21 protein-coding genes are annotated in these 24448 nt (G+C 65.3%); 12 read left to right on the forward strand and 9 right to left on the reverse strand.

What is annotated here, in order from left to right:
• The first annotated feature begins 150 nt into the window (after positions 1-150).
• The 8 genes from CH262_RS04670 to CH262_RS04705 all read left to right on the forward strand — a co-directional run bounded on the left by CH262_RS04670 (position 151) and on the right by CH262_RS04705 (position 10483).
• The gene (locus CH262_RS04670) at positions 151-1407 is read left to right on the forward strand and encodes a lipase family protein (RefSeq protein WP_256988733.1); all 1257 of its coding nucleotides are present in this window, start codon (positions 151-153) and stop codon (positions 1405-1407) included.
• A 221-nt stretch (positions 1408-1628) separates the two neighbouring features.
• Entirely contained in the window at positions 1629-2282 is a 654-nt protein-coding gene (gene phoU / locus CH262_RS04675; RefSeq protein WP_027494559.1) for a phosphate signaling complex protein PhoU, read from the forward strand.
• A 37-nt stretch (positions 2283-2319) separates the two neighbouring features.
• Complete coding sequence (locus CH262_RS04680; RefSeq protein WP_045841454.1) at positions 2320-3123, forward strand: transglutaminase-like domain-containing protein; 804 nt, start codon at positions 2320-2322, stop codon at positions 3121-3123.
• Positions 3124-3157: 34 nt separating this feature from the next.
• Complete coding sequence (locus tag CH262_RS04685; RefSeq protein ID WP_143547064.1) at positions 3158-4384, forward strand: hypothetical protein; 1227 nt, start codon at positions 3158-3160, stop codon at positions 4382-4384.
• Positions 4385-4389: 5 nt separating this feature from the next.
• Positions 4390-4824, forward strand: a complete 435-nt coding sequence (locus CH262_RS04690) for a hypothetical protein (RefSeq protein WP_027494556.1) — start codon at positions 4390-4392, stop codon at positions 4822-4824.
• A 163-nt stretch (positions 4825-4987) separates the two neighbouring features.
• The gene (locus CH262_RS04695) at positions 4988-5563 is read left to right on the forward strand and encodes an HhH-GPD-type base excision DNA repair protein (protein WP_094717092.1); all 576 of its coding nucleotides are present in this window, start codon (positions 4988-4990) and stop codon (positions 5561-5563) included.
• 53 nt (positions 5564-5616) lie between these two features.
• Positions 5617-8010, forward strand: coding sequence for a helicase-associated domain-containing protein (locus CH262_RS04700; protein ID WP_143547065.1), 2394 nt, complete (start codon positions 5617-5619; stop codon positions 8008-8010).
• Positions 8011-8095: 85 nt separating this feature from the next.
• Positions 8096-10483 (forward strand): DNA polymerase III subunit gamma and tau, encoded by a 2388-nt coding sequence (locus CH262_RS04705; protein WP_179274912.1) that lies wholly within the window; start codon positions 8096-8098, stop codon positions 10481-10483.
• A gap of 3 nt (positions 10484-10486) precedes the next feature.
• Here the strand turns inward: CH262_RS04705 and CH262_RS04715 are convergent, their stop codons facing one another.
• Positions 10487-10729: a hypothetical protein gene (locus CH262_RS04715; RefSeq protein WP_027494552.1), complete on the reverse strand. Its 243-nt coding sequence runs from the start codon at positions 10727-10729 to the stop codon at positions 10487-10489.
• 233 nt (positions 10730-10962) lie between these two features.
• On the opposite strand from CH262_RS04715, the gene CH262_RS04720 reads away from it, so the two are divergent.
• Complete coding sequence (locus CH262_RS04720) at positions 10963-12174, forward strand: acetyl-CoA C-acetyltransferase (protein ID WP_027494551.1); 1212 nt, start codon at positions 10963-10965, stop codon at positions 12172-12174.
• 9 nt (positions 12175-12183) lie between these two features.
• A complete protein-coding gene (locus CH262_RS04725) occupies positions 12184-14319 on the forward strand; it encodes a 3-hydroxyacyl-CoA dehydrogenase NAD-binding domain-containing protein (protein WP_094717098.1) in 2136 nt (711 codons plus the stop codon).
• Positions 14320-14385: 66 nt separating this feature from the next.
• Here the strand turns inward: CH262_RS04725 and CH262_RS04730 are convergent, their stop codons facing one another.
• The 4 genes from CH262_RS04730 to mihF form a co-directional block, all read right to left on the reverse strand.
• The gene (locus CH262_RS04730; protein ID WP_052056913.1) at positions 14386-15042 is read right to left on the reverse strand and encodes a GntR family transcriptional regulator; all 657 of its coding nucleotides are present in this window, start codon (positions 15040-15042) and stop codon (positions 14386-14388) included.
• Positions 15043-15055: 13 nt separating this feature from the next.
• Positions 15056-16228: a cation:proton antiporter gene (locus CH262_RS04735; RefSeq protein ID WP_032385973.1), complete on the reverse strand. Its 1173-nt coding sequence runs from the start codon at positions 16226-16228 to the stop codon at positions 15056-15058.
• 19 nt (positions 16229-16247) lie between these two features.
• Entirely contained in the window at positions 16248-16730 is a 483-nt protein-coding gene (locus CH262_RS04740) for a cation:proton antiporter regulatory subunit (protein ID WP_027494547.1), read from the reverse strand.
• An 82-nt stretch (positions 16731-16812) separates the two neighbouring features.
• Positions 16813-17127: an integration host factor, actinobacterial type gene (gene mihF, locus CH262_RS04745; RefSeq protein WP_008712632.1), complete on the reverse strand. Its 315-nt coding sequence runs from the start codon at positions 17125-17127 to the stop codon at positions 16813-16815.
• A gap of 343 nt (positions 17128-17470) precedes the next feature.
• Here mihF and CH262_RS04750 point away from each other — a divergent pair, with 343 nt between their 5' ends.
• A complete protein-coding gene (locus tag CH262_RS04750) occupies positions 17471-18523 on the forward strand; it encodes an alpha/beta hydrolase (protein WP_094717100.1) in 1053 nt (350 codons plus the stop codon).
• Positions 18524-18539: 16 nt separating this feature from the next.
• Here the strand turns inward: CH262_RS04750 and CH262_RS04755 are convergent, their stop codons facing one another.
• Together CH262_RS04755 and CH262_RS04760 are read right to left on the reverse strand one after the other, a co-directional pair.
• The gene (locus tag CH262_RS04755) at positions 18540-19442 is read right to left on the reverse strand and encodes an oxygenase MpaB family protein (RefSeq protein ID WP_094717102.1); all 903 of its coding nucleotides are present in this window, start codon (positions 19440-19442) and stop codon (positions 18540-18542) included.
• A 2-nt stretch (positions 19443-19444) separates the two neighbouring features.
• On the reverse strand, positions 19445-20962 hold the full coding sequence (locus tag CH262_RS04760; RefSeq protein ID WP_373453769.1) for an aldehyde dehydrogenase family protein: 1518 nt from the start codon (positions 20960-20962) through the stop codon (positions 19445-19447).
• A gap of 102 nt (positions 20963-21064) precedes the next feature.
• Between CH262_RS04760 and CH262_RS04765 the strand changes: the two genes are divergently transcribed.
• Positions 21065-21739 (forward strand): GntR family transcriptional regulator, encoded by a 675-nt coding sequence (locus tag CH262_RS04765; RefSeq protein WP_048316783.1) that lies wholly within the window; start codon positions 21065-21067, stop codon positions 21737-21739.
• A gap of 6 nt (positions 21740-21745) precedes the next feature.
• On the opposite strand, the gene CH262_RS04770 is transcribed toward CH262_RS04765, so the two are convergent.
• On the reverse strand, positions 21746-24112 hold the full coding sequence (locus CH262_RS04770; protein WP_027494542.1) for an FdhF/YdeP family oxidoreductase: 2367 nt from the start codon (positions 24110-24112) through the stop codon (positions 21746-21748).
• A gap of 50 nt (positions 24113-24162) precedes the next feature.
• A complete protein-coding gene (locus CH262_RS04775) occupies positions 24163-24423 on the reverse strand; it encodes an acyl-CoA-binding protein (RefSeq protein ID WP_032364582.1) in 261 nt (86 codons plus the stop codon).
• Between the last annotated feature and the right edge of the window lie 25 nt (positions 24424-24448).

The following is a 24448-nucleotide window of genomic DNA, read 5'->3' on the forward strand; positions in this document are numbered from 1 at the left end:
TCCAACTTCGGTCTGTACGTTGTGTGCGCCGTCACGTAAGGTGCGTCACGGTAAGTGCTACGCGGGGTAGCGCACACCTGGCAGCAGGTGTTCAGACGTTGGGGGTTCGATTTGCGTTCGACGCGTGTCTTCGGTTCGGCCGTGGCAGTGATGGCAGTGTTCATGGGGGTGACTGCGCCGGCCGTGTCGGCAGCACCGTCGACGGGTTCGACCGTCGAATCCGACTTCTACATTCCGCCGAATCCGCTGCCTGCCGGCGCGGCGGGCGACGTGATTCGTTCCGAGCCTTCGCATCTCGCGCTGTCGGTGCCGGGCATCGGCGGCACCCTGCCGGGTGAGGCAACCCGAATCATGTACCGCAGCACCGATTCCAACGACGACGCCAACGCTGTCACGGGTACCTACATCGACCCGGCCGCGCCGTGGACCGGTCCGGGGCCGCGCCCGCTCGTGGTGTTGGCACCGGGAACGCAGGGGCAGGGCGATCAGTGCGCGCCGTCCAAGATGCTCAACAACGTCATCACCTACACCCCGCCGCTCGGATTCATGGTCGAGTACGAGGTACTGGCCGCGTATTCGCTTCTCTCCCAGGGCTATGGCGTCGTGATCACCGATTACGAGGGTCTCGGCACGCCGGGCGCGCACACCTATGTGAACCGCGCGTCCGAGGCTCATGCCGTGCTCGACGCGGCCCGCGCAGCTCAGCAGCTGCAGGGCACCAAGATCTCCGGCGACGGCCCGGTCGCGGCCTACGGCTACTCGCAGGGCGGCGGAGCTGCCGCAGCGGCGGCCGAGATCGCCGACGAATACGCCCCGGAACTCGATCTGGTCGGCACCTACGCAGGAGCACCGCCCGCGGATCTGAAGGCGACCCTCGAGCAGGTAGACGGCACCATCCTCACCGGCGTGATCGGCTACACCCTCAACGGCCTGCTCAATTCCGACCCCGGTCTGCAGCCGATCGTCGACGAGAACATCAACGACGCAGGCAAGGCCATGCTCAACCTGGTCGCGAATCAGTGTGTCGGAGAGACGATTCTGAACGTCGGGCTGCACCGCACCAACGAGTACACCAAGACCGGCGAGCCGCTGTCGGTCGTGCTGGACAGGTTGCCCGTCGCGCAGGAAATCCTGGCCAAGAACAAGATCGGCGAACGTACGCCGAATGCCCCGGTGCTGATCCAGTCCGGTACCTCCGACGACATCGTGCCCCACGGTCAGGCCGTCGAACTGGCCGGCGACTGGTGCGGCAAGGGTGCAACAGTGCAGCTCAGTTCCGCGCAGGTCCCGGCTATCGTGCCGGGTTCCGGTGCCGGGCATCTGATCCCGGACATCCTCGGTCTCGGCGAAGCTCAGAGCTGGATCAAGGATCGCTTCTACGGAGTGCCCGCCCCGTCGAATTGCTGATCGGCAACCGATGATGGAACGGCCCGCGCTCACCGAGCGCGGGCCGTTCGGCGTTCCCTCCCATGTCGGCCATCGGTTCGTGTTCAGCAGGCATGACCGACGTCACACCGTCGAGTTCTCCAACGAGCCCACAGCGGTGTGAGGGTGTAGAAGGATGCGCAGCAGGGTACTGCCCTGCAATGCCCTGAGGTTGGGCTGTCGAGCGGTTGGGGTGAGTGAACATGCGGGACAGTTACACGGAGGCGCTCGACACGTTGGCGTCGGAGCTGTCCGAAATGTCGAGAATCGCGGAACGAGCGATGGCTGACGCCACGCGCGCGCTGCTCACCGCCGACATCGTGCTCGCCGAGCAGACGATCGAGTACCGCGAAGAGATCGACACTCTCGCCGTCGAATGGGAACACGAGGCCTTCGCCTTCCTCGCTCGACAGTCGCCGGTTGCTCACGATCTGCGCCGTGTCGTATCCGGGATCAACATCGTGGCCGACCTCCAGCGCATGGGTGGACTCGCGGTGCACATCGCCGAGCTGGCCCGCCGCCGTCACCCCGCGCATGTGCTGCCGCCCGAGGTCGAGGGCGTGTTCACCGAGATGGGTCGGGTAGCCATCGCTCAAGCGGAGGCGACCCAACGAGTGCTCGAGACGCGGGACGCCGAACTCGCCGCGAGTCTGCGAACGCAGGACGAGGAGATGGACGCTCTGCACCGCAGCCTGTTCATGTTGACCTCCGCGCCCGACTGGCCGCACGGTGTACCGGCCGCCGTCGACATCACGTTGCTCGGCCGCTTCTACGAGCGGTATTCCGACCACACCGTCGAGGTCGCGAAACGGGTCATCTTCCTGGTGACCGGAGCGCGCCCCACCGACGAGTCTTAGTCTGCGAGAACCGCTCGGAGATGGCAGGATCGGCACGATGAAACGTGACGTCTCCGCGTACCTCGATGTCGATGTGACCGAGGCCAGCACCCTCGAGTTCCAGATCGCGATCGCGCCGCATCCAGGAACCGAAGTGTGGGAAGCACTCTCGTTCACGCTCGACGGCCAGCCCGTCGAAGCGCAGGAAATCAGCGGCGCGCACGGCACCCGCATCCACAAGCTGCACGCCGACGTCGGCAAGCTCGAAGCGTCGTACTCGGCGACGATCTACGGCAACACCGACCCGGCACCGGTGTCCGATTACGACCTGTCGCTGTATCTGCGGCCGAGCCGCTACGCCGAGGCAGACAAGTTCTTCGGTTTCGCCGCAACGGAATTCGGCTCGTACCCGCCGTCGGAGAAGCTGCTGGCCGAGGTGTCGTCCTGGGTGGGAGCCCGGCTGAGCTACGTTCCCGGAAGCAGCGACCCCATCGACGGCGCCGTCGACACCCTCCTCGCCGGTGCCGGGGTGTGCCGCGACTACACCCACCTCGTCGTCGCACTGCTCCGCGCAGTGAACGTGCCCGCTCGACTTGTGGCCGTGTACGCGCCGGGCTGCGATCCGATGGACTTCCACGCAGTTGCCGAAGCCTTCGTCGAAGGACAATGGCGAGTGGTCGACGCCACCTGCCTCGCGCCGCGATCGACCCTGGTGCGCATCGCAACCGGACGCGACGCAGCCGACACCGCATTCCTCGACAATCACGGCGGATCGATCATCCTCAACAGCGCCGTCGTCGGAGCCGTTGTGGATGGGCCGCTGCCCTTCGACGACATCACCCAATTGGTGTCGATCACCTGATCCGGTCGCTTCGAGGCGCGTTAGGCTGCGGCCCGTGCGAATGTCGTTGCGGCGTGGTGGTGTGTGGACCGATGCGATCGTCGTCGGCGTGGTCGTAGCCGTCGGTGTCGTTGCCGCAGGTCTCACCCACCAGCCGATGGGGCAGTCAGGATATGTCAGTGAGCCTGTCGAATACCCTGTGGACATTCCGGGGTGCGAATCCGTGGAGCCGCCCGAGGAAGAGCAGTTCTACGGTGTATTCACATCAGGCCAGGAGAGCTACGACAATCCCGCTTACCCTTGGCTGACGTCGAAGAAGGCGCACGCAATGTCGATCGCAGCGCGCGACGCCCTCCCCTCACAGGTTTCCCTCGTTGCCGGGTCGTCGTTCTGGCCCGGCGGTGATCCACTGGTCTTCCAGCCGGTAGCCAGCGCGGACGCGGCATACGACCCCGGTACCTCCGCGAACGCGGAGGTCACACGCGACGGAGTCGAAGGTTCGCTGACGGTCAACGTCACCCGCGTCGACGACGGTCCCAAGCCCTGCCAAGCCGGCTGGCTCGATGCTCGCGAAACACTCTCCGACGGAACCGTCGTCGACACGCGGGACACCTGGGACGAATTCGACGGAGACCGCTCCCATACGAACTTCGCGCGCGTGTACGCACCCGATGGTTCCGTCGTCGTAGCGTCATCATCGGACCAGAACGCCGATTTCGAGACCACCGGTACCGTGCCACTGTCGATCGAGGAGTTGCGCTCGATAGCGCTGCGGCCGGAGTTGCTGTGGTCCACACCGGTTCCGATCGATATGCCTCCGCTCCCGATTTCATGCGACACCAATTCCGAGGGCGCAGGGCAGTTCTCGTCTCAGTCCGTCGATCGCCTCAACGCGTCTCTGGACGAGTTCTGGCGAGCGGCCCAGCTTCCAATCGAACTCGACAGACCGCTGGGCTCGATGCGAACCTCCCCGTCGGGATCGGCCGGAGCGTGCGGAGCCGTGATGGTCGGCGACGGCACCCTGACGATCAGAGTGATCGACGCGGACTACGAGCCCTCCGAAAACCCCTGGGGTGCGCTGACATTGCCTGACGGATCGCAATTCCGCGACGACAACCCAGGTGTGAGTGCAATGACACTCGACGGCGACCCGATCGATGACGTCACGTTGGTCAAACCGTCGGGCACCCGCGTGGATGTGCAGATTGCGGCTCGCGCAACCAGTGTCGACCGAACACTTCTGCAGGCAATCGCGCTGGCTGTAGCCGGTTCGGTCGACTGAGAATCGTGATCTTCATTGCCGGATTCATGATCGTGGTGGTGCTATCGACTGCGGCTGTTCGTTCACGTGACGGTCTCTGCAAGGCCGCCGTCGCGCTGGTGTGGCTTCCCCTCGGCATTGCTTTCCTGACCATTTGGGCGTTCAGCTATCGGTGGGCAAACCAATCAGGTTGTCGCGAAGCCTTTCCCGAGTATTTCGGGTACCGGCCGCCGGATTACGAGGTGGAGCCGTTTCCCGTCGAGGACCGGCAGACGTGGTGGCCTCTCGGTCGAGAATGCGTCGGCCGCGACTCCGATACCGGCACCGTGATCGTCGAGCACACTGGCTGGGTAACAACGATGATCGTGTATCCAGCCGTGACCTGTGCGGTGGTCGCACTGACTGTCGTCGTAGTGAGACTGTCTGCTCTCGGGCGACGCGCCGGCCGTGCGCGGTCGTGAGCTCCTGACGTGTCCGCCGGCCTGCACGGCGAACTGTATCGGTTTGATTGGGCGGGTTCTCGAGGGAATCCGCGGGCTTGTCACTGCCGCCTCGCGCGCCACTGAACCGGCCTGCGGGAGCAATCGTCATCCGCTGTAGATGACGCATGGCAGGATCGAGGCCATGTCTCGCACTCTGAACCTCGTCGGCGATCCGGAGGCCGATGCATTGCTCGCCGAGGATCCGTTCGCGCTCTTGATCGGCATGCTTCTCGATCAGCAGGTGCCGATGGAATCCGCCTTCGCCGGGCCGAAGAAGCTCGTCGACCGCCTCGGTGATCTGAAAGTCGATACCGTCGCCGACGCCGATCCGGACGACTTCGCCGCATTGTGCGCGCAGACCCCGGCCGTGCATCGTTTTCCCGGCTCGATGGCCAAGCGCATCCAGGGACTCGCCGCATTTCTCGTCGAGAACTACGACGGCAAGCCGCAGGAAATCTGGACCCGCGACGACCCCGACGGTGCCGAGGTTCTGAAGCGCCTCAAAGCACTTCCCGGCTACGGCGATCAGAAGGCGCGCATCTTCCTCGCGCTGCTCGGCAAGCAGATGGGCGTGACGCCCGACGGGTGGCGAAAGGCCGCCGGAGTGTACGGCGACGAGGGCGCACGTCGATCCATCGCCGATGTCGTCGACGAGAAGTCCCTGCTCGAGGTACGCGAATTCAAGAAGGCAGCGAAAGCGGCAGCCAAGAACAAATAAGTCTGTCGGTGCCCGTCGGTACGTTGTGGCAGAACTTGCACCGGGGGGACGAGATGACCGAGAAGATCGGGACGTATGAGGGGTGGCTGGCCTCGCTCGACGAGGACGCACTGACAGATTTGCTGCGGCGTCGACCGGACGTGGCGACCGACCCGCCACCCCGCTCGTTCGGGTTGCTCGCGCAACTGCTCGGCGCGCCCTGGCGGGTGGCGGCGTTACCTCGAAAACTCGACAGGGGAGCGCTCGACCTGCTCGAGTTGTTCGCGCTGATGGAAGATCTCAGCCGCGCCGAGATCGGCCACTGGACGGGCGAGGGAATCTCGAACGAGACGGCGCATATCGATACGGCCCTGAACACGCTGATGGCCTACGGCCTGATCTGGCCGCACACGGCAGAGGGCTCGGACGCGGTCGAGTACCGCCCCGTCGATCTGTCCGGCGTGTTCTCGCACCCATTCGGGCTTGCCCGCAGGCAGCGAAAGTTGTTCTTGCACTGTGCCGTCGAGCAGGACCGACTTGCTCTGCTGGCTCGCCTCGGAGTCGGCTCCTCGCTCGATCGAGCCGAACGCGCCGAAGCCGTCGCGGCCGCGATGACCCCCGAACGTATCCGAGCTTTGTACGACGACGGCCCGCCCGAGATGCGAGAGATGTTGTCTCGCTTCGTCGATGGACAACCGGCGTCGTTGATCTTCGACGTGCCTCCGACCGCAGGTACCGCCGCCTTCGAGCGCGGATTGCTGTATCGATTGGACGGGCATCGCGTCGAGATGCCGTTGGAAGTGAGCATCGCGCTGCGAGGAGACGGGTGGCGATTGCCCATCGAGCTCAGGCCGCCGGAATTCGCCACTCGTGTTCTGTCGCAAAATGACTCGCGGCGAGCGCGCTCCATCGCCTTGCTGCAGTTCTGTGAGCACACGCAGGCGTTGTTGACGGCAATCGACACCGGTGGCCTGGCAATGATGAAGACCGGTGGCCTCAGCGCCAAAGAACTCCGTGCGCTGACTGCTCGTCTGGGATTCGCCGACGAGCATCACACCGCGCTGATGCTGATGCTGGCGCGCGAAGCCGGGTTGCTCGCCGACCGGGGAAAGACCGGCGTCGCATTGACCTCGACCTACGAAACATGGTCGACGAGCTCGCGATCCGAGCAGGCGGCCGCATTGCTGGCCGCGTGGTGGTGCTCGCCCTTCACGCCGACCCACCGGGTGCCGCGATCCTCCCAGAAGACCGCGCCGGTACTCAAGAAGATGCTCGACGATCCCGCGGCCGCAGACGTGCGCTCGACTGCCTTGGCGGCTCTTCTGCGCCTCGGCGGATCCGACAGCCCGACGCCGGTGTTGTCCGATCCCGACGAATTCGCCCGCTACCTCGAGTGGCATATTCCGGTCGTCTCGACGAGCGCCGGGCCTGGCCACGTGCGCGCACTCTGGGCCGAGGCCACCCGCCTCGGAGTTCTGGTCGACGGCGCACCGACAGATCTGTGCGCCACCCTGACGGACTTCCGAGTGGGCCGAGACGGCGATCCGCGCCAGATCGCCTCCGCGCTGGCAACGCAGCTACAAGATATGGCCGACTGGGTGCCGTTCTCGGTGCGCCTGTTGCCCGATTCGACCGCAGTGGTCACCGGGCCGCCGAGCACCGAGGTGGCGTCGATACTCGGTGCGGCCGCGCAACCCGAGTCGCGGGAAGTGGCGTCGGTCTGGCGGTTCACGCCGGCGACGATCCGCAGCTTCTTCGACACCGGTGGTACCGGGGAGGAGTTGATCGACGCCCTTGCCGAGATGGCCGACACCGACGTTCCCCAAGCCCTGGCCTACACGATCCGAGACTGTTGGCGCACCTACGGCGCACTGGCCGTGCGCAAGATCCCGTGTGCCATCGTCTCCGAGGACGTCGTACTGCTGACGAACATCGAGACGGACGAGGCATTGGCGGTGCTGAAGTTCCAGCGGCTCGCGCCGACAGTCCTGATCAGTTCTGCCACACCCATCGACACTCTCGCGGTGCTGCGCAGGCACGGATACTCCCCGGTGCGACATTCCGACACCGGCCGGCTCGAGCTGGACAGCGCGACCAAGGTCCGCGCCAACACCACCCGTACCCCGCACCCGAGCGCACCCGCAGCACCGGCTCGACGCGAATCACGCGAGCTGGCACAGCTGCTGCGGACGGGCGACCCCGGCACCGTCGACGACGCGCGGGTGCGCTCCGCACTCAGCAGGCACAGCAGACTGCTGCCACGGGAGCTCGATGCGCTGACCGACGCCGCAGCGCGCGGCGCACCCGTCTCGATCGACTATCAGAACTCCAAAGGCGCAATCGTGCGGCACGCGATCTCGGACGCGCTGCAGGACGGCAACTGGCTACTCGCGCTGTCGACGTCCACCGGCACCCGGGAAAGCTTCGCGATCATGAACATCAGAGCGGTGTCTGCCGGTCCGCACTGATGCACGATGCAACTGAACCATTGGTTCCTCGCGCATACCGACGCGCGATGCAACTGTGTCGTCGGTCGCCGGTACCCTTTCGGGCGTGGCCCTCTACCGGAAGTACCGTCCTGCGACGTTCGCCGAAGTCGTCGGTCAGGAGCACGTCACCGAACCGATCAGCGTGGCGCTAGATTCCAACAGAATCAACCACGCCTATCTCTTCTCAGGCCCTCGTGGCTGCGGAAAGACGTCCTCGGCGCGCATCCTCGCCCGATCGCTGAACTGCGCCGAAGGACCGACCTCCACCCCCTGCGGTGTGTGCAACTCCTGCGTCGCACTGGCACCGGGCGGGCCCGGCAACTTCGACGTCGTCGAGATGGACGCAGCCAGCCACGGTGGCGTCGACGATGCCCGCGACCTTCGAGACAAAGCCGTGTACGCCCCGGCCGAGTCGCGCTACGTCATCTTCATCATCGACGAGGCGCACATGGTCACCCCGGCCGGCTTCAACGCGCTGCTCAAGGTCGTCGAGGAACCGCCGGAGCACCTGGTCTTCATCTTCGCGACCACCGAGCCCGAGAAGGTGCTCCCCACCATCCGCTCGCGAACCCACCACTACCCGTTCCGACTGCTCGCGCCGTCGACGATGCGCGGCCTGCTCGAGAAGATCTGTGGTCAGGAACAGGTCCCGGTCGAGGACGCGGTCTATCCACTCGTCATCCGCGCGGGTGGCGGTTCTCCGCGTGACTCGCTGTCGGTCATGGACCAGTTGCTGGCCGGAGCCGGACCGGAAGGCGTCACGTACCCGCGAGCTCTGTCGCTGCTCGGCGTCACCGACGTCGCGCTCATCGACGAGGCCGTCGACGCACTGGCCGCGGGAGACGGCGGCGCACTGTTCGGCACCGTCGACAAGGTGATGGACGCGGGCCACGACCCACGTCGCTTCGCCATCGACCTCCTCGATCGCATGCGAGACCTGATCCTCATGAAGGCGGTACCCGACGCCGGTGAACGTGGCCTGGTCGACGTGCCGGGCGACGTCCTCGAACGACTCCGCGACGAGGCGGACCTGCTCGGCTCGGCGACGCTGACTCGCTACGCCGAGATCGTCCACTCGGGCCTCGGCGAAATGCGAGGGGCCACCGCGCCGCGCCTGCTGCTCGAAGTGATGTGCGCACGGATGCTGCTGCCCTCGGCCTCCGATGCGGAATCGGCCGTCTTGCAGAGGCTCGAACGCGTCGAACGTCGCCTGGACGTCACGCTCCCTGCCGGTGAGCAGGCGGCAGTGGCACAGGCAGCCGCAGACCCGACACGACCACAGCTGCCCGCGACCGACGAGCCTGCGCCCTCCGGCCCGCCCCCGGTGAACAAATTCCAGCGACCGTCCCAACGGCAGCCGGCCGCCGAGTCCGCACCCGCGGCACCGGCCCCGGCCCCGGCACCTGCGCCTGTCGCGGCACCCGAACCCATTGCGGTCCCGGAACCCTCGCCGGTGCCTGAGCCTGCGGCTCCCGAGCCCGCTCCCACACCCGAACCGGCTCCGACCCCCGAACCGGCTCCAACACCCGAACCGGCTCCGACCCCCGAACCGGCTCCGACCCCCGAACCGGCTCCGACACCCGAACCGGCTCCGACACCCGAGCCAGCTCCCGCACCCGAACCGGCTCCGACACCCGAACCGGCTCCGACACCCGAACCGGCTCCGACACCCGAACCGGAACCCGCGCCCGCACCGGTCACGACTTCCGCTGCAGCGCAACAGCATTCGGAACCATCGCTTTCTCACGAGGATTTTCCGCCGGAGCCCGAGGACGAGTACGGCCCGGAGCCCGAGCCGGTGTACGAATCCGAACCCGAGCCTGTCGCGGCACCCGCGGCTGCCTCCAACGAGCCCGATGCGGCGGCCGTCCGCGCAGTGTGGTCCGAGGTGCGAACCAAGGTACGAGAGCGAAGCAGGACCGTCGAGGTGATGTTGTCCGGTGCGTCGGTACGCACCGTCGAGAACGGCACCATCACTCTGGGCCACGATTCGGCACCGCTGGCGAAGCGTCTCGAAGAACCCCGCAATGCAGACGTCATTCGGGACGCGTTGCGTGACGTGTTCGGCGTCGAATGGTCGGTGGTCTGTCTGGTGGGTGCTGCGGCACCACCGGAACCGTCATCAGCAAAAAAAGATGAACCGGCAGCGAAACCCGCGTCGCTGCCGAAGTTCTCGAGGCCGAGCCAGGCAGGGGCTCCCCGTCCGACGTCGGACGGTTTCGGTTCAGCGGGCGATGGATCGGACGCAGATATTCCGATGCCCGAGGCCCCGGACTATCCCGATGATCCCGAGCCGGTAGGTCCGCCGCCTCCGGAGACGCCGGAGGACGAGGAAGAACTGCTCAAGGCCGCGGCCGAGCCTGCGGACCCGTCGGTTCGTCGGGACCCGGAAACGGTCGCCATGGAGCTGCTGGTGAGCGAACTCGGAGCGGTACCGCTCAAGGAGATCTGAGGCTCAGGCGAGCGTGAGATCGTCGGTGTCGACGAATACCAATCGGCCGCTGTCGAGAGCGACGGCCCAACGCTTGGCGACGGCCCAGTCCCGCGAGGTGCTGTCGGTCGCTTGGACTCCGAAGTCGTCGACGATCGCGCCGGTCTCGTAGGCGTCGGATCCAGAACTGTCGGCTCCGGACTTGTCGTCGTTGCGAGTGCGTACCTTGACGCGAGCGCCCACGGTCGGTTCGTTGTCGGTTTCCATGGTCGGTCTTCTTTCGCCTTCGGTCGATCTGACGCATCGTAATTTCCCATGACGGGGTCGTTCAAACCTGAACCGCATCGTGGGTCATGCGAAACGCTCGTTTCGGTCCTTATGTCGGATCGGTATGCCAACTTACTGTGGCATGAGCTGAGGTCTGTCATGGCCTCGCACCGACGCGATCGGCCGGCACGGCGATCGCGACAAGATCGAGTATGTGGAAGGAACTGCGCGCTGTGACTACAGAGGCATTCATTTACGAGGCCATCAGGACTCCCCGAGGTAAAGGAAAGAACGGCTCCCTGCATTCGGTGAAGCCGATTTCCTTGGTGACCGGGCTGATCGACGAGCTTCGTCGACGTTTCCCCGACATGGACGAGAACCGAATCTCCGACCTCATCCTGGGCGTGGTCTCGCCCGTCGGAGATCAGGGTGCCGACATCGCCCGCACGGCCGTGCTCGCAGCCAAGATGCCCGACACCGTCGGCGGCTTCCAGCTCAACCGCTTCTGCGCGTCGGGCCTCGAGGCCGTCAACCTGGCCGCGCAGAAGGTGCGCTCGGGCTGGGACGAACTGGTTGTTGCCGGTGGCGTCGAGTCGATGTCTCGCGTGCCGATGGGCAGTGACGGCGGCGCATGGGCCATGGACCCGGCCACCAACTACGACACCTACTTCGCCCCGCAGGGCATCGGTGCCGACCTGATCGCCACCATCGAAGGATTCACTCGCGAGGACGTCGACGCGTATGCCGTCCAGTCCCAGGAGCGCGCCGCAGCGGCGTGGTCCGGTGGTTACTTCGCCAAGTCCGTCGTTCCGGTCACCGACCAGAACGGTCTGCTGATCCTCGATCAGGACGAGCACATGCGTCCGGGCAGCACCGTCGAGTCGCTGGGCAAGCTGAACCCGGCATTCACCGGTATCGCGGCCATGGGCGGATTCGACGACGTGGCGCTGCAGAAGTACCACTGGATCGAGAAGATCGATCACGTCCACACCGGCGGAAACAGCTCCGGTATCGTCGACGGCGCAGCCCTCGTCCTCGTCGGCAGCGAGCAGGCGGGCAAGGACCTGAACATGGTCCCGCGCGCCCGCATCGTCGCGACGGCCACCAGTGGCGCCGATACGACGATCATGCTGACCGGACCGACCCCGGCGTCGAAGAAGGTTCTCGCCACCGCGGGACTGACCGTCGACGACATCGATCTGTTCGAGCTCAACGAGGCGTTCGCTTCCGTGGTGCTGCGTTTCCAGAAGGATCTGAAGATCCCGAACGAGAAGCTCAACGTCAACGGCGGCGCGATCGCGATGGGCCACCCGCTCGGTGCCACCGGAGCCATGATCACCGGCACCGTGCTCGACGAGCTCGAGCGCCGCGGCGGCCGGTACGCCTTGATCACCCTGTGCATCGGCGGCGGCATGGGCGTTGCCACCATCATCGAGCGAGTCTGAGGTAGAACGATGTCTGACAACATGATTCAGTGGGACCAGGACGCCGACGGCATCGTCGTTCTGACGATGGACGACCCCAACCAGGGCGCCAACACGATGAACCAGCTGTACAAGGACTCGATGGGCGCGACGGTCGACCGCCTCGAGGCCGAGAAGGACAGCATCACCGGAGTCGTGCTGACCTCCGCCAAGAAGACGTTCTTCGCCGGCGGCGATCTGCACACCCTCATCGCAGCCAAGCCCGAGGACGCCCAGCGGGTGTTCGACGAGGTCCAGGAAGTCAAGGGACAGCTGCGTCGGCTCGAGAAGCTCGGCAAGCCGGTCGTGTCCGCCATCAACGGTGCGGCACTCGGCGGCGGACTCGAGATCGCTCTCGCAACGCATCACCGCATCGCGGCCGATGTTCCCGGCGTGCAGATCGGTCTGCCCGAGGTCTCGCTCGGCCTCCTGCCCGGCGGCGGCGGCGTTGCCCGCATCACCCGGCTGCTCGGCATCCAGACCGGCTTCATGACGGTCCTCGCTCAGGGCACTCGGTTCCGTCCGGCCAAGGCTCTCGAAATCGGTCTGGTGCACGAATTGGTCGGCAGCATCGACGAATTGGTGCCCACCGCCAAGGCATGGATCAAGGCCAACCCCGAGGGTGGCGTCGCACCGTGGGACGTCAAGGGTTACAAGATCCCCGGCGGCACGCCGTCGAACCCGAAGCTCGCGCAGATTCTGCCTGCTTTCCCGTCCAACCTGCGCAAGCAGATCAAGGGCGCACCGATGCCGGCTCCGCGCGCGATTCTCGCTGCGGCAGTGGAGGGTGCGCAGGTCGACTTCGACAATGCGTGCACCATCGAGTCGCGGTACTTCACCGAATTGGTCACCGGTCTGGTGTCCAAGAACATGATTCAGGCATTCTTCTTCGACCTGCAGGCGATCAACGCCGGCAAGTCTCGTCCCGACGGCATCGAGAAGACCACCTTCACCAAGGTCGCGGTTCTCGGCGCAGGCATGATGGGCGCGGGCATCGCGTACGTGTGTGCCAAGGCCGGAATCGACGTGGTGCTCAAGGACGTTGCCATCGAGTCGGCACAGAAGGGCAAGGCGTACTCCGAGGCCATCGAGGCCAAGGCACTCTCGCGTGGCAAGACCACCCAGGAGAAGTCGGACGCTCTGCTCGCACGTATCCACCCGACCGCCGATGCCAAGGACGTCGAAGGTGCCGACCTCGTCATCGAGGCCGTCTTCGAGTCGGAAGAGTTGAAGCAGAAGGTCTTCCAGGAGATCGAGGACCTCGTCGATCCGACGGCGCTGCTCGGTTCCAACACCTCGACGCTGCCCATCACGAGCCTCGCTCAGGGCATCAAGCGTCAGGAAGACTTCATCGGCATCCACTTCTTCTCACCCGTCGACAAGATGCCACTGGTGGAGATCATTCGCGGCGACAAGACGTCGGATGCGGCCTTGGCCAAGGCATTCGACCTCGTGCAGCTCATCAAGAAGACCCCGATCGTCGTCAACGACAGTCGTGGATTCTTCACCTCTCGCGTGATCGGTACGTTCATCAACGAGGCCATCGCGATGCTGGGCGAGGGCGTCGAGCCGTCGACCATCGAGCAGGCCGGTCTGCAGGCCGGTTACCCGGCTGCGCCGCTGCAGCTTTCGGACGAGCTCACGCTCAACCTGATGCAGAAAATCCGCAAGGAAACCTACGACGCCATCAAGGCTGCCGGTGGAACCCCTCCCGAGGATCCGGCCGGCGAGGTCATCGACAAGATGGTCGACGAGTTCGAGCGTCCGTCGAAGGCCAAGGGTGCGGGCTTCTACGAGTACGAAGACGGCAAGCGCGCCGGCCTGTGGCCCGGACTGCGTGATGCGTTCAAGTCGGGTTCGGCGGACATCCCGTTCGAGGACCTCAAGGAGCGCATGCTGTTCATCGAGGCCATCGAGACGCAGAAGTGCTTCGACGAGGGTGTCCTGAACACCACCGCCGACGCCAACATCGGCTCGATCTTCGGCATCGGCTTCCCGGCGTGGACGGGTGGCGTGCACCAGTACGTCGTCGGCTACCCGGGTGGTCAGGCCGGATTCGTCGCTCGCGCGGACGAATTGGCCAAGAAGTACGGCGAGCGCTTCCAGGTTCCGGCCTCGCTGCGCTAGTGCCAAGGCAGTGGTGTGGTTATGTGCCGCCCATGGCACATAACCGCACCACTGCGCGGAGCGCACTCAACCGCGATGCGCGATCAACCTCTCGGCGCCGTCTGTGAATTGTTGCTTCATCAATTCGCAGGCGGCGTCGACGTCGTTTCGATCCAGGGCCGCGATCAGATCCTCGTGGTTACGCACGGCTGCTCGGCCCCAGTCGCGGTCGGTGGCGTAGAGACGGGTCGGGGTATAGCGGGTGGCGTTGTTGAGAAACCACGCCAACTTGGCCGACTCGGCCAGACGGTTCAGTACACGATGGAACTCGAACTCGATGTTCTCGACGTCCTCGGCCCGGCCGTTCTCGACGGCGACCGACAGGGCAGCGGTCAGCTCGGTGAGCCGATCCAGTTCGACCTCGGTGATCCTCGGTGCCGCCCGGCGCACGAGTTCGACCGCGATCTCACCCTGCAGCCAGAAGATGTCGACGATGTCGCTCGGCGTCAGCGCAGACACCACATAGCCGCGGTGGGGGACGAGCTCGACGATGCCCTCACCGCGCAAGGTCAGTAGCGCCTCACGCACCGGGGTGACGCTGACGCCCAGCTTGGCTGCGGTCTCGTCGAGCCGGATGAAGTCTCCCGGACTCACCTCTCCGGACATCACCAGGTGCCGGACGTGGCTGGCGACTTCCTCGGACAACTGCGGCCGTCGCCTCAGAGCCGTCCGCTTGTCTGCCATGTCGAAAAGCCAATCACACCGCGGGCTTGGTCCGGAGCACAACCTTCGCGACGGGTTCGACGACGCGGGCAGCAATCGGCCCCAGGATGGCCATCAGCAGCACGTATGCGGTCGCCAGGGCTGCCAGTTCGCCTTCGACAGCTCCCGCGGCGACGGCCAGTCCGGCGATGACGATGGAGAACTCTCCGCGCGCCACCAGAGCCGCACCGGCGCGCAGTCGTCCCGGCCTGCCGATTCCCTGCCGACCTGCCGCCCACCAGCCCGTCGCGATCTTGGTCGCGGCGGTGGTGACGGCGAGGACGACGGCCCAGCCCAACACGGGCGGGATGGTCGACGGGTCGGTGCCCAGACCGAACACGACGAAGAACATCGCAGCGAACAGGTCGCGTAGGGGTTCGAGGACGCGGGTCGCGTTGTCGGCCGTCGAGCCGGAGATCGCGATTCCCAGAAGGAACGCGCCGACAGCCGCCGAGACCTGCAGTTCCGACGCGATGCCGGCCACCAGCAGGGCGGATCCGAGGACTTTGAGCAGGACGACCTCACGGTCGGGACTGTCGACGATCGCGGAGACGAATCTGCCGTAGCGCAGCGCGACCACGAGCACGAAGGTGATGACCAACAGTGAGATGCCGAGGGCTTCGAGTCCGCCGAGGAAGCTGACTCCGCTCAGGACGGCGGTGAGGATCGGGAGGTAGATGGCCATCGCGAGGTCCTCGAACACCAGGATCGACAGCACGACGGGGGTTTCACGGTTTCCCAGTCGGCCCAGGTCGGTGAGAACTTTGGCGATGATTCCCGACGACGAGATGTACGTGACGCCGCCCATCACGAGCGCCCCGACTCCGCCCCAGCCGAGCAGCAGCGCGACGACGGCACCGGGCGCGAAGTTGAGGACGATGTCGACCAGACCGGCCATCCACGATCGACGCAGGCCGGTGACGAGCTCGGTTGCGGTGTATTCGAGGCCGAGCAGCAGCAACAGCAGAATGACGCCGATTTCGCTGGCGATCTCGCTGAACTCGTCGATGCCGCCGAGGTTGACGAAGCCGCCGTTGCCGAAGGCCAGTCCGCCGAGCAGGTAGAACGGGATGGGAGAGACGCCGATCCGCCCCGCGAGACGAGCGAGAAGTCCGAGAACGAAGAACACGGCACCCAGCTCGGTGAGGGCGAGCGCGCTCTCGGCCACGGGTCAGCCCCGACTGATCTCAGGCATTGCCGAGCAACTTGGCTGCTGCGTCCAGTCCGTCCGCGGTGCCGACGGCGACCAGCAGGTCACCTGCGGCGAGCGTGAAGTCGGGGGTGGGTGACGGTTGTACCTGGCCGGCGCGCATGACAGCGACGACGGATACTCCGGTCTTGGTGCGCATGGCGGTGTCGCCGAGTGTGCGGCTGACGAACCGTGAATTCGCGCGAATGGGGAGTTGACGAGTGTTGATTCCGGGGAGGTCGCGATGCTCTTCCCCGAGCTGAGCAATGAGTTGCGGCGACCCGAGCAGATTGCCCAGGGCCGCCGCTTCCTCATTGCTCAGGGTGATGGACGCTTGCGTCGCATCGGGGTCGTCCTTGCGCGAAACGATCAACTCGTTCGCGCCGTCCTTGCGGGTGATGACGCCGATGCGGCGCCCGGAAGCGAGGGCAAAATCTTTCCGCACCCCGATTCCGGGCAGCAGGGTCACTTCGACGTTCATGGTCGAAATGCTAGCCCTGCAGGCAACGCGTTATCGCAGGATCAGGCGTGGAGCCTGCAGGAACGACCCGTGAAAACCTGAATCAGGATGCGACGGCAGCGAGCAGCGCTTCGCGCTGGTTTGCGCCGAGGCCGCCGATGCGGCGCGTATCTGCGATGGACAGCTGCTCGAGCAGCTGTGCGGCGCGCACGGATCCAACGCCCGGCAGGGCCTTGATCAGCGCGGACACCTTGGTCTTCTTGACGATCTCGTCGTTCTCCGCCTTGGCGAGGACGTCAGCGACGCTCAGTTCGCCGGACTTGACGGATGCGAGCAGCTTCGACCGCGCAGTGCGTGCCTCGGCCGCCTTGGCCAGCGCCGCGGTGCGCTGTTCCGGTGTCAATACTGGTAAAGCCATGGCCTGTTCTCCTCGATTGTGGTGACCCGTCGCTCGTTGACAGGTCTCGACCCTCTTGCATCGTGCCTGGTGGCTCTTCCAATCTAACCGAACAACACGGGTGTCATTCACGGTCGAACCACCGAACCTCCCTCGCCAGGCTACGTCCTATCCGATTCGGGGTGTGCCCCGACCAGCACTTCGGCCTTCCGGAGCCGGTGTGTGCTGGGTGTTCGACGCCTCGAGCCGGCCCGGTCGGGAGCGGTCGCGTGCGTTTTTCGATGGGCGACGTCGAGTGCCGTGCCGCGGGTTACGGGCAGCGTACCCATATCCGAACGGTCGGTCGGATTGTTATTCTGGCGGCATGATGCGCACCCGAGGACTGCTGGCCGGACTGGCCGCGTCGATGCTCCTGCTCGTCGGCGCGGGCACCGCGGCCGCTGCTCCGATCAACGTTCCGTGGTCACCCGACGACGCGCTCGATTCGGAGGTCAGCTTCGAGTCCGGTGGCGTCACCTTCTACGGCAGCCTTCGCATGCCGGTCGGCGACACCCGCGGCGTGGCATTGGTGCTGCCGGGCAGCGGGCCGACCGATCGCAACGGGAACTCGGGTGATCTGCAGCTGAACACGACCGCATACGTCGCCGACGAGCTGTCCCGACGCGGTATTGCGAGCCTGCGTTTCGACAAGCTCGGGAGCGGCCGCACCGGTCTGGCCGGGGTGGATCCGAACAACCCGCCCGGCTTCGATGCGCAGGTCGACAATGCCGCGGACGCACTGGCTTTCCTGCAGCAGCGCACCGGTGTCGGGGCAGATCGCACGACGGTGATCGGGCACAGCGAGGGCGCACTGACGGCACTGCGCCTTGCTGATGCCGACAGCGCGGCGTTCACCCATGTCGGCCTGCTCGAGCCGTTGTCGATCCGTTACCTGGATCTGCTGACCGCGCAGGTCGATCGCAACATCGGCGAGGCCGTGGCGGTCGGCCAGTTCACCGAGGAGCAGGCCGCGTCGTCGCGGGATCGCTTCGCGCAGGCCGTCGCCGATATTCGCGCGGGACGACCGCTATCTGCCGAACCCGACCCGATCGTCGACGGTCTGGGACTGCGGCAGAGCGCCACCTTCCTGCGGGAAGCGGATGCCACGGACCCGGCGGATCTGGCTGCCGCGCTACCGGACTCGTACTCCTCGTTCCTGACCTGCTCGGACAAGGACCTGAACGTGTCCTGCGGCCAGGTCGAGAACGTGCGAGTGGCCCTGGGCCACACCGATCTCCACTTCGCGCACTTCGCCAACAGCTCGCACATGCTGGGCGAGCTCGGCCCGCTGCCCGCCGATCCGAACACCGCTTTGGCACCGCTGCCGCTCTCGGGGGAGTTTCGCGATGCGTTCGGTCGGTGGGTGGACGGACTCTGACCCGTCGAGTGCGCAGTTACGTCGTCGGTACCGGACAACCGCGAATCGGTGATGCGGCCTGGGTGCCCAGATCTTTCGGGCTGTACCCGACGGGATAGCCGGGGTAGGTCTTGTTGCCTGCGTCGGCTGTCGTGCGTGAGTGTTTTCTCGTGGGCAGGAAACGCTCCACGCGGGCCTTGGTCCGCAGCGCCCGCACCGCGGCCCGTTCCAGCGTGGGTGAGCCCGCGGGAAAGCCGAATGCGTTCGCCATCCGATCGTCGAGCAACGCGAACACGCCCTGCCGGACGGCCGGGGTGAGCGCGGCGGGAAACCACGAGCAGTAGAGATCGAGTGTGTAGGTGCCGATGCGACGGTTGTCCTCGCTGAAGCGGAACGTGCGTTCTTCGTAATCGAGCTTGAACTGTGCGAACTCGGTGTACGACTCCGGAATGTCCTTGATGCCCATGCGTTTACCCACTTCGCTGTAGAAGTGGAAGGTCGCGAGCCGCTCGTGGGGATGCAGGCGACGCCACCCGTAGGTGTCGATCCATTCGATGGGCTCGTAGATGAACGTCGTGAGCACGTACAGCATGTCGTCGTTGCAGATGTCGTACTGCGCGTGCATTCGATTGACCGTCCGCAACGATTCGCGACCTCGTTCGGAGTCGTATCCGTGTTCGACCATTTCCGACATCAGCAGCGAGGTGTCGTCGTACCGCTTCTGCGGTCGCTTCTCGAACTCGCCGGTCCGGGCCAGCAGAGCGGAGATCGTCGGCACGCAATAGGTTCGGAACAAGGCGAATTCGAGGGCCCGCTGATAATCCCAGGGGAACTCGTACCCCGCGGTGATCCGGTGAATGGTGTGACAGTCGCGGACCGGGTCGAGTTCCTCGACGCGGCGCAACCACCCGTATCGACCCCGACCCGGCGCGATGTCCATGGTCAGCCTCGTCCGTGGCGGAGTTTGAGCGCCAGCACCGAGAGCTTCATGTTCCGGGCTTTGCGCTTCATCGTCAACAGATCGATCGGTGCCGCGAAGCCCTGCACGGTCAGTGATTTGACGGTGCTGAATTCACGAAGGCCGTCGTCGCCGTGGATGCGCCCGAAGCCCGAGTCGCCCGTTCCGCCGAACGGTAGGGCCGGGACGCCGGCGAAGCCCAGCACCGAATTGACCGTCACGACACCACAATCGAGCTTCTCGGCGGCGCGTCGCCCGACCGCGGTGTCCTTGGTGAACACCGATGCACCCAGACCGTAGGAGGACGCGTTGGCACGGGCGATGGCCTCGTCCAGGTCGCGGACCTTGTTGACGACGACGGTGGGCCCGAACGTCTCCTCGGTGATCGCGGTCGAATCCTCGGGAACGTCGGTGAGGACGACGGGGTCGATGTACGGCCCGTGCAGTGAGTCGAGACCTCCCACCAATGCCGTGCCGCCCTTGGCCAACGCATCCTCGATCTGGCCGCGGACGATGTCGCTCTGCTTGCCCAGCGTCATCGGGCCGTAGGACGAGGTCTTCGATCCACCGGGCTTCAATTCCTTGACCGCCCTGGTGAATTCGGTGACGAACCGGTCGTACACCGGGGCGGCGACGTAGATGCGTTCGACTCCGGCGCAGGTCTGCCCGGCATTGCCCATCGCGCCGAACGTCGCGAACTCCACGGCCGCAGAGATATCGGCGTCGGCGTCGACGAGCATCGCGTCCTTACCGCCGCACTCGGCGATCAGCGGCGTCAACGATTTCGCGCACGTGGCCATGACTTTCTTGGCCGTCGCGGTCGACCCGGTGAACGCGATCTTGTCGACGCCGGCTTCGACCAGGGCAGTGCCGGTGGAACCGTCGCCGGTGATCGTCTGGAACACCGGGTGGGGAGCGGCGAGCGACTGCCACTTCTCGGCCAACCAGACCCCGACACCCGGAGTGAGTTCGCTGGGCTTGAAGACGACGGTGTTGCCTGCGGCGAGGGCGTACGCGATCGACCCCATCGGGGTGTAGAGCGGGTAGTTCCACGGCCCGATGACGCCGACGACGCCGAACGGGCGGTAGCTGACGTAGGCCTTCTGGTTGATGGCGAGCAGACCCGATCCGACCCTGCGCTGTTTCAGGGTCTTGCCGGCGTGGCGCGCCGCCCAATCGATGTGCTCGACGCCCAACATGACTTCCAGCAGGGAGTCCTCGTCCGGCTTGCCGGTTTCGGCGGCGATGACGGCGGCAAGGCTCGCGGCGTCGCGGGCGATCGCGGTCTTGAATTCCAGGAGCCACCGCTTACGGCCCTCGAATCCCTGCGCGTCCCACCACCGGGCGGCCGAGCGGGCGCGGGCCACGGCGATCTCGACCTCGGCGGCGTCGGCGATCGGGTACGTGGCGAGTGCGAGACCCGTTCTGGGATCGAGGCTTTCGAAGGTGCTCTCGTTCGTTCGTTCGATCTGGTCCGTCACGGGCTCTATCCTCCAGCAGATCGCATCACATATATTTGATGTGATTCAATGTTGTCCAGGACACACTATGCGTCCGTCACCGTTGCAACAACCCCCGCCGCCCCGCTGTGCAGGAGATGTGGAATGAGCCTCGATCTCACGCGCACGGCGTCGTCGAAACAGCCGATTCTGCGACGACCGCAGTTGTCCGAGGACGTCGCCGTGAGCATCCGCCGAAGGATCGTCGCCGGTGCGCTGAAGCCGGGGACGTTCGTCCGCATCGACGAGACCGCAGCCGAGTTGGGAGTCAGTGCCACCCCGGTACGCGAGGCGCTGGTGTCGTTGCGCGGCGAAGGGCTGCTCGAATCGGTCCCGCATCGGGGCTATCGCGTCGTCGAACTGACACAGCAGGACATCGACGACATCTTCTGGTTGCAGGGCACGATCGCCGCGGCCCTGGCCGAGCGCGCATCCCGCCGGGTGACGGCGGAGCATCTCCAGCAGTTGACCACCCTCAACGACGATCTACGCGACGCCGTGACACGCGCCGACGCCGATGCCGTCGAACGGTGCGAGTTCGAGTTTCACCGCGCCATCAACAAGATCGCAGGCGGCACCACGTTGGCGTGGTTTCTGCTCGGTGCCGTCAAGTACACCCCGACGCATTTACATGCGTCCGACACCGACTGGGGACGACGGGCGGTACGCGGCCACGAGGAATTGATCGAGGCGATGCGTCGAGCCGATCACCGGGCCGCCGGTGAACTGATGCGACATCAGTTCACCGACGCAGCGACCCTGGTTCGATCGTTCAGCTGAGTTCGCTCAGCTGAGGTGATGCGGCTGGGGGTGCGACTTGTGCCCCTCGTCCGAACCCTCGTTGTCCTGATGACCGTTCGACGTGCCCTGCGCTCCTGTTCCCGCCGGAACCATCGAGATGATCACCGATTTCGAGGTAGGGCAGTTGCTCTGCAGGGCAGTCGAATCCAACGGAATCAGCGGATTGGTCTCGGGGTAGTACGCAGCAGCCGACCCACGCGGGGTGTCGTACTCGACGATGCGGAACGACGGCGCGCACCGTTCCACGTCGTCGTCGTCCCACTTGGTGACGAGATCGACCATGTCGCCGTCGCGGAAGCCGAGCGTCGAGATGTCTTCTCGGTGCACGAAGATGACGCGTCGGCCGTTCTCGATTCCGCGGTAGCGATCGCTGAGGCCGTAGATCGTCGTGTTGAACTGATCGTGGCTGCGCAACGTCTGCAGAATGAGATGGCCGGGCGGAACCTGCAGCACGTCGATCGGCGAAACAGCGAATTCACCCTTGCCGCTCTTGGTTTCGAACGTCCTGCTGTCGCGAGGGGGATGCGGAAGGACGAAGCCGCCGGGGCGTCGAACATTGACCTCGTACCCTTCGCAACCGGCGACGACGCGCGAGATGTGCGTGCGAATGTTGCGGTAGTCGTCGCGGAAACCCTTCCAGTCGAGACCGTATCGATCGCCGAGTGTCGCCTCGGCGATTCCGCTGACGATCGCGACCTCCGAGCGCAGGTACGGGCTCGCGGGCTTCAGCGGTCCTCGTGACGAGTGCACCGAGCAGGTGGAGTCCTCCACCGAAATCCATTGCTCGCCACTGGCTTGCACGTCCTTCTCGGTGCGTCCGAGGGTCGGCAGAATGAGAGCTGTCTCGCCGCAGACGAGATGCGAACGGTTGATCTTCGTGGAAATCTGCACGGTCATGCGCATCTTGCGCAGCGCCTCGAACGTGACATCGCTGTCGGGCGTCGCCTGTACGAAGTTGCCGCCGAGGCCGAGGAAGAAATGGGCCTTGCCGTCGCGCATGGCGCGGATCGAGTCGACGGTGTCCAAGCCGTGCTCACGGGGCGGCTCGAAGTCGAACTCCGCCGCCATGGCGTCGAGGAAGGCCACCGGAGGGCGCTCCCAGATGCCCATCGTTCGGTCGCCCTGCACGTTCGAGTGGCCACGGACGGGAAGCAAACCGGCACCGGCCTTACCGATGTTTCCTTGCGCGAACGCGAGATTGGTGACTTCCTTGATGGTGGCGACGGCATTGCGATGCTGCGTCAGACCCATCGCCCAGCAGAAGACGGTGGCCTTGGAGTCGCGCAGCATCTCGGCGGCCTCGGTGATCTGCTGCATCGACAGGCCGGTGACCTCGGTGACGAGATCGAAATCGACCTCGGCAACGTGTGCCTTCCACTCGTCGAATCCGACGGTGTACTCGCCGAGGAATTCGTGATCGAGGGCGTCCCACTTCACCAACAGCGCCCCGAGGGCCTGGAACAGAGCAAGGTCGCCGTTGAGCTTGATCGGCAGGTGCAGATCCGACAGATCGGTACCGGGACCGACCATGCCGCGCGGGGTCTGGGGGTTCTTGAAGTTCAGCAGTCCCGCTTCGCGAAGGGGATTGATGGACAGGATCTTTGCGCCGTTCTGCTTCGCCAGCTCGAGGGCGGAGAGCATGCGCGGGTGATTCGTGCCGGGATTCTGGCCGGCCAGGATGATCAGTTCGGCGTTGTGTACGTCGTCGAGCGTGACGCTGGCCTTGCCGATGCCGATGGATTCCTGCAGCGCGATGGACGTCGACTCGTGACACATGTTGGAGCAGTCGGGCATGTTGTTGGTGCCGAACGACCGAGCGAACAACTGGTAGATGAACGCGGACTCGTTGGACGCACGACCCGAGGTGTAGAAGATGGCCTCGTCCGGGCTGGCGAGGCTCTTCAGCTCGTCGCCGATCAGACGGAACGCGTCGTCCCATTCGATGGGCTCGTAGTGGCTGCCGCCGGGGAGCTTGATCATCGGATGCGTGATGCGGCCCTGCTGACCCAACCAGTGTTCGGTGTGCGCATCGAGCTCGGCAATGCTGTGCTGCGCGAAGAACTCCGGAGTGGCTCGCGTCGTCGTCGCCTCCTCGGCGACGGCCTTGGCACCGTTCTCGCAGAACTCGGCGGCGTGCCGATGACCCGGATCGGGATCGGGCCACGCGCAGCTCATGCAGTCGAAGCCCTCGGCCTGGTTCAGCTTGAGGAGCGTCTGCGCGGTGCGCTTGGGACCCATGTGTCCCAGCGCGCGCTTCATCGACACCGCAACGGCGGTGGCACCTGCCGCATGGGTCTTCGGCTTCTCGATATCGAGCTCGGCCTCGTCGACGTCGCTGTCGGTGCGTCTCATGCGGGTCCCTTCGTTGCGTTACCCCCGAAAACCGACAATAGCCCGAAGGCTCAGCCGGCGAGGAGCGCGGTCACCAAATCCACGTACTGCTGTTTCGCTGAATCCTGGCTCGTACCTTCGAGCTTCGCCCATGCATCGAACTTCGCCCGATTCACCATGTCCAGCCGTCCGGGTCGCTTACCCGTCACGTCTCCGATCGAACCTTGCTTGAAGAGCGAGTACAGGCGCAGCAGATCGTCGTTGCTCGGCTTGGACGTGAGCTTCTTGACGTCAACCTGCGCATCGGCGAACGACTGGTCGAGATCGGACATGAACGAGCTCCTTCGGCTGTAGGTG

This window comes from Rhodococcus sp. 05-2255-1e (genome assembly GCF_002259025.1).
Classification (GTDB): Bacteria; Actinomycetota; Actinomycetes; order Mycobacteriales; family Mycobacteriaceae; genus Rhodococcoides; species Rhodococcoides fascians.